This is a genomic window from Propionibacterium sp., assembly GCF_047719395.1.
Classification (GTDB): domain Bacteria; phylum Actinomycetota; class Actinomycetes; order Propionibacteriales; family Propionibacteriaceae; genus Propionibacterium.
Genome location: NZ_JBDNTB010000017.1, coordinates 1 through 10,794 on the forward strand (window position 1 = coordinate 1; position 10,794 = coordinate 10,794).

11 protein-coding genes are annotated in these 10,794 nt (G+C 64.0%); 8 read left to right on the forward strand and 3 right to left on the reverse strand.

What is annotated here, in order from left to right; translation table 11 throughout:
• The first annotated feature begins 359 nt into the window (after positions 1-359).
• Positions 360-1,349 (forward strand): HdeD family acid-resistance protein, encoded by a 990-nt coding sequence (locus ABF648_RS04505; RefSeq protein ID WP_415631098.1) that lies wholly within the window; start codon positions 360-362, stop codon positions 1,347-1,349.
• Between the two features lie 5 nt (positions 1,350-1,354).
• On the opposite strand, the gene ABF648_RS04510 is transcribed toward ABF648_RS04505, so the two are convergent.
• Together ABF648_RS04510 and ABF648_RS04515 are read right to left on the reverse strand one after the other, a co-directional pair.
• Positions 1,355-1,972, reverse strand: coding sequence for a hypothetical protein (locus ABF648_RS04510; RefSeq protein ID WP_415631099.1), 618 nt, complete (start codon positions 1,970-1,972; stop codon positions 1,355-1,357).
• A 934-nt stretch (positions 1,973-2,906) separates the two neighbouring features.
• Complete coding sequence (locus ABF648_RS04515; protein ID WP_415631100.1) at positions 2,907-3,176, reverse strand: hypothetical protein; 270 nt, start codon at positions 3,174-3,176, stop codon at positions 2,907-2,909.
• Positions 3,177-3,245: 69 nt separating this feature from the next.
• On the opposite strand from ABF648_RS04515, the gene ABF648_RS04520 reads away from it, so the two are divergent.
• The 7 genes from ABF648_RS04520 (at position 3,246) to ABF648_RS04550 (ending at position 8,209) form a co-directional block, all read left to right on the forward strand.
• Positions 3,246-4,145: a phosphopantothenoylcysteine decarboxylase gene (locus ABF648_RS04520; RefSeq protein ID WP_415631101.1), complete on the forward strand. Its 900-nt coding sequence runs from the start codon at positions 3,246-3,248 to the stop codon at positions 4,143-4,145.
• A 75-nt stretch (positions 4,146-4,220) separates the two neighbouring features.
• Positions 4,221-4,790, forward strand: coding sequence for a flavoprotein (locus ABF648_RS04525; RefSeq protein WP_415631102.1), 570 nt, complete (start codon positions 4,221-4,223; stop codon positions 4,788-4,790).
• Between the two features lie 69 nt (positions 4,791-4,859).
• A complete protein-coding gene (gene panC / locus ABF648_RS04530; protein ID WP_415631103.1) occupies positions 4,860-5,723 on the forward strand; it encodes a pantoate--beta-alanine ligase in 864 nt (287 codons plus the stop codon).
• A gap of 1 nt (position 5,724) precedes the next feature.
• A complete protein-coding gene (panD, locus tag ABF648_RS04535) occupies positions 5,725-6,090 on the forward strand; it encodes an aspartate 1-decarboxylase (protein ID WP_415631104.1) in 366 nt (121 codons plus the stop codon).
• 30 nt (positions 6,091-6,120) lie between these two features.
• The gene (locus tag ABF648_RS04540; protein WP_415631105.1) at positions 6,121-6,915 is read left to right on the forward strand and encodes a type III pantothenate kinase; all 795 of its coding nucleotides are present in this window, start codon (positions 6,121-6,123) and stop codon (positions 6,913-6,915) included.
• Positions 6,916-6,950: 35 nt separating this feature from the next.
• On the forward strand, positions 6,951-7,490 hold the full coding sequence (locus ABF648_RS04545) for a hypothetical protein (RefSeq protein ID WP_415631106.1): 540 nt from the start codon (positions 6,951-6,953) through the stop codon (positions 7,488-7,490).
• Positions 7,491-7,648: 158 nt separating this feature from the next.
• Positions 7,649-8,209, forward strand: coding sequence for a hypothetical protein (locus ABF648_RS04550; RefSeq protein ID WP_415631107.1), 561 nt, complete (start codon positions 7,649-7,651; stop codon positions 8,207-8,209).
• A gap of 357 nt (positions 8,210-8,566) precedes the next feature.
• Here ABF648_RS04550 and ABF648_RS04555 read toward each other — a convergent pair whose 3' ends face one another.
• Complete coding sequence (locus ABF648_RS04555; protein ID WP_415631108.1) at positions 8,567-10,234, reverse strand: AMP-binding protein; 1,668 nt, start codon at positions 10,232-10,234, stop codon at positions 8,567-8,569.
• Positions 10,235-10,794: the final 560 nt, after the last annotated feature.

The window sequence follows — 10,794 nt, forward strand, 5'->3', positions numbered from 1 at the left end:
ATGTCGTCGACGCCGAGATCGTCGACGACGACACCGACCAGAAGTGACTCGGCGGGGGGGGGGGGGGGGGGGGGGGGGGGGGGGGGGGGGGGGCGCCCCCCCCCCCCCCCCCCCCCCGTCTCGTTGTGCCGTCCCACGGTTCTCACGCACTGTCCACGACATCAAAGCCGGCAACCGTGAGTTGGGCCGCCGATCATGCAGCAACCAGCTCAGTCTTCTCACGCAACCTATGACTGTAGGAAAAGGCTGGTAAATACCTGCCCGAGTGCGATTTGGCATCGTACGCGCGGCTGGCCGACATCCTAAGGTGACTATGGGCGCAGGCCTTCGATCAGTTGTGACGCCGACAAGAGGAAATGATGAGCGAAAAAAGTTCCCCGGACACCTTCGAACGCATGGTGGCTCTGACCAACACCGTCCGGGTGGTGTTCTTCATCAGTGGTCTCATCACAGCTGTCGTCGGTGTGCTGCTGCTCATCTGGCCGGGACTCAGCCCTCAGTTGGCAGCAGCGCACATCGCCATCTATGCCCTTCCTGCTGGCGTGATCTCCGTCGCGCTCGGGCTGTTCGCCAGGCGCATCGCGGGGTGGCGACGCGGCGGCTATGCAGTCATCGGTGTGCTGCTCGTGATCGTCTGCATCGTGGCGCTGTGGGGGGTGGACACAGACGGTTCGAATGTCTCCACCTTCCTCGGCATCGTGGCCGGCATCGTGTGGATTCTGCAGGGAATCTTCGCCGTTGCCCAGACCGACCGCTCCAAGGACACCCTGTGGTCGATCATCTTCGGCGTGGTGAGCGTATTGGCGGGTATTGCCGTGCTCATCTCCCCGCTGTGGGGCCGTCAGGGAGTATGGATCTCGTTCGGTGTCGCGCTGCTGGTGCTCGGTCTGGCGCAGATCGTCCAGGGACTGAACATCGGCGATTGGACCTATGACCCCAAGCGCAAGCAGGCTCCCGCGGCTGAGTCCAGGCCGGCGTCGGTCAAGCCATCCGCCAAGGCCGAGAGTGCTCCCAAACCGAAGAGCGCGGGCAAGCCCAAGGCCACTGACCAGAAACTCCCCCAGAGTAAGAATGCGGGGGCCACCACAGCAGCCACAGGTCCCACCGCAGCAACCGATCCCGCTGTGGCTGCGCCCATGCCTGTGAAGTCCACCGGCAGCGAACTGACACCGGACTTCCTCAAGACGGACACCGCCGGATCAGCTGAGGCGAAGCCCGGCGATGCGCCCCGTGATGACATCGCCGGTCAGGCACCGGTTGGCGAAGAGAAGCCGCACACCGGCGCTGACAACTCGGTCACCGGCCCAGAGGATGACGCCAAGATGAAGAAGGGCTGGCGGCGCCACTGAGCTCCCTAGGCCACTTCTGGAGACATCTCCAGCAGTTCTTCACTGCGTAGCCAGGCAGCAACGGACTGCTCGGGCACGAGTTCATGCCAGGCGTCCCAGCCAATGTGGAAACTGTGCCCATGAGCCCGTTCAGCACCATGAGTATGACCGTGCAGCAGAGCGGTTCCGAGATCGGGAAGCCGGAATTGGTCATACCGGGCGCCATCCCGGAACAGGCCATCACCCCAAGCCGCATAGGGAAAGTGGGAGAGCAGCACGGGAACTCCCTCGATCTTCATCAGGCGGAAGGTCGTGATGGTCTCGAACACCTCCAGCCAGGCGTGCATGTCGGCGTGAGCGAATCTGGTGTCATGCAGTGGATGCACGTCATCGTGGTTGCCCGCCACCAGGTGCTTGCGGCCGGGCAGGGTGGCGAGCACGGCCAGGGCTTCGTGGGGATCTGAATCGGCGATGTCTCCCAGTAGATAGACGGCATCGTCGGGCCCCACCTGGCGTCGCCAGGTCTGGCAGATCTCACCATTCATGGCCTGTGGATCGGCGAATCCCCGCATGTGGGCGACCTTCGCGTGCCCGAAATGAGGATCGGCCGTGAACCACACATGACTCACTGGTGTGCCCTTCATGTCGTTGGTTTCCACAGCCGCGATGGGATCCGAAATCCCTCGCAGAAATTCAGAATGCGTGCTCTTGGTGAGATGCTGACGAAGCCTGTAGGAGAGTCTCTGGTCTTCTGTATTTCCACCATTTTCACTTTATGCGGGAGAATGGCTCTGCGCCCGCCCGATCATGGTGTGATGCGGACAGTCCAGTACCCAGCGCCGTGATGTGCATCATGGAAGGTCGGCATGGCGAGCGTGCCTCGAGACCAAGGCGAGCCCTGACACAGTGAAACGAAGGCGAGTCCTGTCGCCGCGAGACGTTTGGAACCGCGAGACAAGGCGAGCGTTGACACAGGAGGCCACGCGTGAACGAAAACCAGAACCACCCCGATGACGGGCGTGACTGGTCCGAGAATGACGTGACGAACAACGATCCGATCTCAGGTGGGAAAGCTGCCGGAAATCCGGACGCGGACGAAACTGTCATCCTCCCTCGGCGCACTGCGCGCCGGGGGCTCTCACCGGCATCTGAGGATTCACCGAAGCCGCCGCCGGAATCCGACGCGGAGAAGACTCAAGCGATGGGAGCCGTGACCCCATCGCGCAATCCCGATCAAACTGGGGGGATGGGGGCCGTGACCCCATCGGACGACCCCGACAAGACACAGGTGATGGGGGCGGTGTCTCCCTCGTCTGCACCGAAATCATCGTCAGATGCGCCGAGCAATTCCGATCCCGACCTCGGGCAGCCGACGCAGGTGATGCCCGTGGTCACCCCCCATCCGGTTCCGCCTCAGCCGTCCAGTCAGGATGGAACTCGGCCGCCCACGGCTCAGGACGGTGGCCAGCCCCTTCATTTCGTCGCATATGACACGCCGGGGGGTCAGGACGACGCTGGCAATGATGATTCAGACGGTTCTGGCGGCCACAAGTCAGGCAAAGTGCTGACACGACTGCTTCAGGTGCTCAGCGCTCTGCTGATCCTGTGCATCGGTCTGGTGATTGGAGCCTTCGCCTTCGGGTCGTCGGTCAATCGGGCCACCCCGGCGAGCACGACCACGGCCACGGTCACGAACACCACCACCACGGTGAATACGGTGACGGCAACGCCTTCTGTGACGTCGGCGCCACCTGCACAGACCGTGACGGCGGAAGCACAGACGGTGACCGTGACGGTGCCGGGTCGAGGAACCACAGTTACTGCAACGTCTGTCAATCCTGCAGTCACGGTGACCGCTCCGCCCGACACGGTGACCGCCACGGTCACTGTTGCTGCAGCTGCGCCTCAAAGCTGACAATGCGCTTTCTCATCACAGCAGGTGGCACCACCGAGCTCATCGACCCGGTGCGCCGCATCACGAACAGCGCCACGGGTCAGCTGGGCAGCCTGATTGCCGCCAGCCTCGCAGCTGCTGGTGGCCAAGAGGTGGAGCGGATTCACTATGTCTGCGAGCGCGGTGCCGTCGTGCCCGAGCTCGACTGCCTCGACCTGGTCACGGTGCGCGGAGTGAACCAGACCGCTGAGGCGATGCGCCGGCTGCTCAGCTCCGAGCCCATCGATGCGGTGATCCACTCAATGGCTGTCAGCGATTACACGGTGTCGGGAGTCACCACTCGTCACGAGATATCTGGCAGATTGGCACAGCTGGCCGGCCGGTGGGCTGCATCCGGCGTCCCGGATGAGGCTCAGCGCGACATGGAGCTGAACGCCGTGCTCAACGGCAGCGCCCAGGCGCCCAGCGAGGAGGTCAAACTCTCCTCCGGACTGACCGATCTCGTGCTGCTGATGGCGCAGACGCCCAAGCTCATCTCCCTGGTCAAGACGCTGCAGCCCAGCACCGTGCTGGTGGGATTCAAATTGCTCAATGGGGTGTCCGAGGCCGAACTGCTCAGGGCTGCCGGTCGCGTGCAGCAGCAGAATTCCTGCGACTTCGTGCTGGCCAATGACATGACCGCCATCACGGCAACCCAGCACAAGGCCCTATTGCTTGACTACGGGCGGGCGCCCGAGGGGATGCTGGCAGATGGCCAGGCGGCTGAGAGCCTGCCGGGTACAGTGTGGAAGCCGTCGGCATCGCCCGGATCCGGGGCACAGGCAACTGCTGAAATCATCGGGAGATATGAAACCAAGCAGCAGATTGCCGATGGGATCGCGCAGGCCGTGCTTACCCGCATGAAGAATGTGGACCGGCGGTGACCCGCACCGCAGGTGCGGACTGGACAACGGGCACCGCAGGTGCGGACTGGACAACGGGCACCGCAGGTGCGGACCATGAGCAGGGCACAGCGAAGGAGCAGACCTGCAGTGAAGAATGTCATCCTCGGCGTGACCGGCAGTATCGCTGCTTACAAGGCCGCCGACATCGCCAACGAACTCACCAAGGCCGGCAACAGTGTTGACGTCATCCTCACCAGCGGCGGGGCGCAATTCATCACCCCTCTCACCCTTCAGACGTTGTCGAAGAACCCGGTCTGCGCCGACATGTTCGACATCCGCCGCCCCCACGAGGTGGAGCACATCTCATTGGCCCAGAAGGCCGACCTGCTGCTCATCGCGCCGGCTTCGGCCGATGTCATCGGCAAGCTCGCCCATGGCATCGCGGATGACATGCTCACCACGGTGGTGCTCGCGCTGGGTGATATTCCGAAGCTCATCGCCCCGGCCATGAACACCCGGATGTACCAGAATCCCCTGACCCAGGCCAATATCGCCACACTGCGCACGGTGGGTTTCAATTTCATCGAGCCGCGGGTCGGCTATCTCGCCGAGGGCCACGTCGGGCTCGGCCCGATGGAAGAGGTCGAGGTCATCGTGAGGCGCGTTCAGCAGGCACTGGCCTGAGAACCGGCCCCGGTGCTTTCCAGGTTGAATCGGCGAGCCACACTTATAGGCGACATAAGGAGCTTTTAGATGACTGTCCTCACGACAGTGAGTGAAGTACGCGCCTGGCTGCATGATCATGATCGCGCCAACAAGTCCGTCGGCCTGGTGCCCACCATGGGATTCCTGCACGACGGCCACAAATCCCTGATCGAGCGAGCACACGCTGACAACGACATCGTCATCGTCAGCGATTTCGTCAACCCCATTCAGTTCGGCGAGGGGGAGGACTACTCGAGTTACCCCCGCGATCTGGACCACGACCATGAGCTGGCCACCGCCGCAGGTGCCGATGTCGTCTTCCATCCCAGCGTCGAGGAGCTCTATCCGGCAGGTGCGGCCACCGAGGTGGAGGTCAAGGCTCCGCTCACCCACGTGTTGTGCGGTGCGTCGCGCCCGATCCATTTCAAGGGCGTCACAACCGTCGTCGCGAAGATGTTGAACATTGTGGGCCCCGACCGTGTCTACTTCGGGCAGAAGGACGCCCAGCAGACCGTCGTGGTGGCCCAGATGATCCGTGACATGCTCATTCCGGTGCAGATGATCGTCTGCCCGATCGTGCGTGAGGCAGATGGTCTGGCACTCAGCTCCCGCAACACCTATTTGGACGCCGAGCAGCGCAAGGCGGCACTCGTGCTGCACCGGGCACTCGACCAGGCGGCTGAGCGGTTCGCGGGCGGGGAGCGCTCGGCCGGCGCCCTGCGAGGGCTGGTTCGCGAGACCATCGAGGAACAGCCGCAGGCGAACATCGAGTACGTCGAGATTGTCGATGCACATACGCTGGACCAGATCGATACGATCGAGTCCGGCCATCAGGCGCTCGCTGCTGTGGCAGTGCGCTTCGGGGACACCAGGCTCATCGACAATTGCCTGCTGGGAATCGAGGGGGGCTGACATGCAGCTGACCATGCTCAAGGCCAAGATTCACCGCGCCACGGTGACCCAGGCCGACATCAACTATGTGGGCTCCATCACCATCGATCAGGACCTGCTCGACGCCGCCGGAGTGTACGAGTACGAGCAGGTGCACATCGCCGACATCGATCGCGGTACCCGGCTGGTCACCTATGCCATTCCGGGTGAGGCCGGTAGCGGCGTGGTGTGCATCAACGGTGCTGGCGCGAAGCTGGTGTCTGCCGGCGACAAGGTCATCATTATGATCTATGCCCAGGTGCCTGAAGAAGAGGCGGCCGGTATGCAGCCGAGAGTGGTGTTTGTGGACGGCCACAATGTTGCCTGCTCACAAGAGGAATCCGCCTAGCGGGTCGGAGCTCGTGGCTCCGGGGATGAGATGTTCTTCACTGTCAACATCGGAAATACCAATACCGCTGCCGCGATCGTGGACGCCGAGGGGTTGACCACGGCCCGCCGGCGGACGGCGTCCCTGCGAAAGCCGAGTGCTGTCCGTCACCTCCTGGCACGCCTGCTGCGCAACTGCCCATCGGCTGACGAACCGCTTGAGGGTGCCATCCTCGCGTCGGTCGTCCCCGCAATGCTTCCCCTTGTGACAAGCGCACTCACCGAGTTCACCGGTCGTGCACCGCTGGTCCTCGATCGGAAGCTGGACACCGGCATCGACCTGTCGGGCTACCGGGGGTTGCTCGGGGCCGACCGGATTGCCGCCTGCGCGGGAGGTGCCGAAGCCTGCCCGGGGCCCTTCGTGGTGATCGACCTGGGTACCGCCACCACGATGAGTGCGGTGGATGGACATCATCGCTTCGCCGGTGGGCTGATCTGTCCCGGCCTGCAGATGGGACTGGAGGCCTTGTCAGAGCGCACTGCTCAGCTTCCCGACACGTCGCTGGAGTCTCGTCCACCGCTGTTCGGCCAGGACACCCGCGGCTGCCTCGTGTCGGGTGCCGTGCATGGCAGCGCCGCGATCGTGGATGGCGTGGGCGCCAGTGCTCTGACTGAACTCGGCCCAGGCGCCACAGTGGTGCTCACCGGCGGTAATGCACGCCGGGTGGTGCACTATCTGCACATTCCGGTGCTTCACGAGCCGGAGTTGGTCCTGCAGGGCCTGGCGGCCACCTTCCGCCGTCATGTTCCGGCGCCCGTGCTGCCGAAGGTCAGCACTCTCGTCTAGCAGCGAGACCTTCGTGACGCAGTTATCCTCGGAAGATGACCGCCCCGACCACGGCCACATCAATTTCAGCGGACCTCCGGCTGCCGCGCTGGATCGTCGTGTGGTTCTGGGTGACCGCGATCATCCAGGCCTATGACGCGTTGTTCGTGGTGCTCGGGCCGCTGTCCCACGATGGCGGCCCGTTGGCGGGACTGTGGCCGGGCCATCTGCTCTATGCGCGATTCGACCGTCGATACGGCGACTACGATGCCTTCGGTACCGCGCAGTCGTGTCTGAATCTCGCTGAAGTCATCGGGGCGCTGATCGCGCTGAGGTTGCGAAAGCGGTTTGCCGGTGTCATCTTCGGTCTCATCGTTAGCGTCGCGACCTTCTGGAAAACAACGCTGTACTTCGGTGTCGAAATCGCCAGTGGCCTTGCGATGACCCGCGATGCCCTCGACCGGGGGGACCTCGCCGGGTTCTTCTTCATCGCGGTATTCCCGAATCTGTTCTGGCTGGCCATTCCGCTCGCCGTGATCATCGTGCTCGCTCGCCAGATCGCCCGAGTGGGCCGGTTGGCTGCCAGGGCAGTGTGATCGATCACCGTATCGCACCGGAACGCCCGGGTTCTCGGCGTGGACGGGCTGGTGGAGAACGCCGATTCGCGTCAATACTTGCTGGGGTGACGCCCGGCCGCAGCAAAATCACCGGGTGTGCCCGACTGACTGATCTCGATGCAGCAGGAGAGGATGACATGCCTGAGGAAAAGGATCCAGAGGACCGCCCGGAGGTCATCACACCCATGGACGTACTGCTCACGGCCCTTCGCAGTGCTGGCAAGCCGCTGGGGCGTGATGCGTTGAATGAGGCCCTCAACAAGATCGAGGCCGATGATGGTCCGGTACTGCTGTTCGATCTGGACTGGGACGGCCTGCTCGAGACAGAGGCATGCACCCTGGCAGGCCCCGTGTGGTGCTCCGCCACCTATCCTCAGGACTGTGCCGATCCCGTCGCCTGGCGCGGCCTGTTCGGCAGGGCGGGCTTCTGTGTGGACGGCGTCCCCGCGGAACGGCCCGCCGAGGCCATCACCTTGTACCGGGCCTCGGGTGAGAATCACAAGGCTCGCTGGTCGTGGACCGACTCGCTGGAACAGGCCACCAAGTTGGCTGCGCCGGAATCGCCGGAGCTGCCATCGTCGAAGAAGGTGTGGACGGCGACCGTCGAGCCGGAACGGCTGCTGGCGGGCGTCACCGACAGCTACGGCCTCGACTACGTGGTCGACACCCAAGGTCTTGAGATCAGTGCTGTCGCATAGGGGCTAGGGGATCACCGCCATCGCACAGGGCCATTGCCCGGCCTGCGGGTGCTCTGCTCCTCGGGGCGTCCGTCGGTGGCATGGCGGCCTCGTGTGCACCCGGCCAGGGTTACTCCGGGTCGCTCGTGGACCAGGGGTCGCACGAAGTAATGTCGCGCCCACCCATACGGCGCTGCGCATCGAGCGCACCACTTACCACCGGCGTGCACGCAGAGTGGAGTTCTGTGACACGGCACATCGGGCCGACGAGTTCACGGTGCGCCGCCAGGGCTGAAACGCGCCAGGGCTGCAATGTTCCACGTGGAACTTCCAGCTGACTACGCCTGACGCTGCGCAGAGGGGATTGCTTCGACGGCCTCAAGGCCGCACGAAGAGCCCCTTCTCGGCGTCGGCCGGCGCCTGCTGCTTGAGCACGAAGTGCTGCTTCTTACCGGTGGCGGTCATCGGCAGCTCATCGACGAAGGCATAGCGACGGGGGCGCTTGTAGTTGGCCAGATTCGGATCGGCCCGGCAGAAGGAATCCAGCTGCTTGGCGGCTGCGGCGTGATCTTCCAGGCAGCCCTTCCGGGGCACGAGATAGGCCACCACCAACTGGCCCCATTCCTCGTCCGGAAGGCTGGTGACCAGGCACTCCGCGACATCCGGGTGCGCACACAGCGCCTCCTCCACCTGCACCGGGTGCACGTTCTCACCACCGGAGATGATCATGTCGTCCTTGCGGCCCACGATGGTGACGGTCTCGGTGTCGTCCCAGGTGGCCAGGTCCCCGGGGTAGATCCAGCCGTTGTGGAACTTCGCGGCCTCCTCCTCGGGATTGCCGGGATAGGCGTATCCGGCCTTGATGGTGCGCATGATGACCTCGCCGATCTCGGTGCCGTCCTTGGCCGCCTGCTCGTCGGGTTCGGCCAGCCGATCCGGCAGCACCTTCACCACGGCGACGTCGTCGTCGATGCAGGCGTGCCCGGCTGTGCCTGAGCCGGCCGGCAGGTCGAAGGGACGCAGGAAGGTGTTCCAGAAGCTCTCGGTGGTGCCGTAGCCATTCGCGATTCTGGGGGTGAGTACGTGCTGATAACGCAGCGCCGCAGCCTTGTCCAGAGGTGCGCCCATCGTCACGACGCCGCGCAGTGAGCTGAGATCGCGAGGCCGTGCCTCCTGGGCGTCGGCCATCCGCTCCAGGTTGGTGGGCGCTCCGATGACATAGCTGAGCTTGCGCTGCTCGATGGTGTCCAGCACGGCCAGCTCGTCGAACTTCGGCATGATGACCACCTCGCCACCCACGTAGAAGACGGTGTTCGGGCCGGCACAGTAGTTGCCGCCGCGATGGAACCACGGGGACATGTTGAGCGTGCGGTCGTGCTCGTTGAGGGGGAAGTGCATGATCACGTCGTGGGCAGTGAGCACCTCGTTGAGGCTTGTCAGCGGCACAGCCTTGGGCATTCCGGTGGTTCCGGAGGTGAACAGCCGGCTGGTCTCGTCCCAGATGGAGCCGTCGGCCGGAGCGGTGAAGCTGGGGGCATCGTTGGCCAGCAAGTCATCGAAAGGGATGGAACCGGGCAGCTGTTCGCCGTCTCCGACCGCCACCAGCAGCGTGGGGCGATACCCGGATGCCTGTATCGCCTTGGCCAGATCGGCCGCCCTGGAGGTGTCGTAGACGAACACCGCCGGGTGCTCCTGGGCGAGCATGAAGGCGCTCTCGCCGGGGGCGAGCCGGTAGTTCATCGGCGAACTCACCGCGCGCAGTCCCTGGGCCGCCACATAGAGCATCGCGAATTCCGGGCAGTTGAGCAGCTGGTGGGCGACGACGTCCCCGGTGCCGATTCCGCGGGAGGCGCGCCCGGCCACCAGGCGCCCGCAGTCGCGCCCCAGCTGCTCGTAGGTCCAGGTGCGCCCGCTCGGCAGGTCGGTCATCGCGGTGCGCCCGGCGTAGCGATGCACATTGCGTTCGAAGCCGCTGGCCCACGTGAAATGGGTCTCGAAGACCGATTTCAGTGCGCTGGGGTCATAGCTGGTGTTGGGGATGGTCATGCCGGTGTGCCTTCCTGCCGCCGTGACTGGTGTGCCGAGTCTTTGTGGATTGGGGTCTGTGCGGGGGCGGTGCTGGATTGGTTCTTGCGGGCCCGCAGGTGCCCACGGCTGTGCGCGTGACTTTGCCGTGTACGGCCGCTCGACCAAAGTTACGCGACCGTAGGATCCGAGTCACGAAGGGGGTGGCGGACACTTCCGGTGAAATCGGTCGCGGGTGGTTGTGGCGGTCACCGAATCCAGGCTGTAGCGGCGTGCCAGCGATGCGGACATCGCAGTACTGGCTCTGGCGCCTGCCAGGTACACGAGCGGTGACAGCGCATGGGAATGGCCAACCTGGGGAATTCTGTGGAAAAGTTCAGGGATCCAGGTGACACTCGATATTTCCGCAACTGCGTGTCTTACAGCCATGTATTTCCGCTGATCAGGGAAATAATCGCCTGACGAGGGCGATCTGCTGCCATGAATGTCAAGGTCTGTGGACAGGACTTTGAGTTGTCCACAGCGAATTTTCTGCCCTTCCGAGCGTCGAAGTGTTCATTTATGGTTCTGAGTCCCGGCCC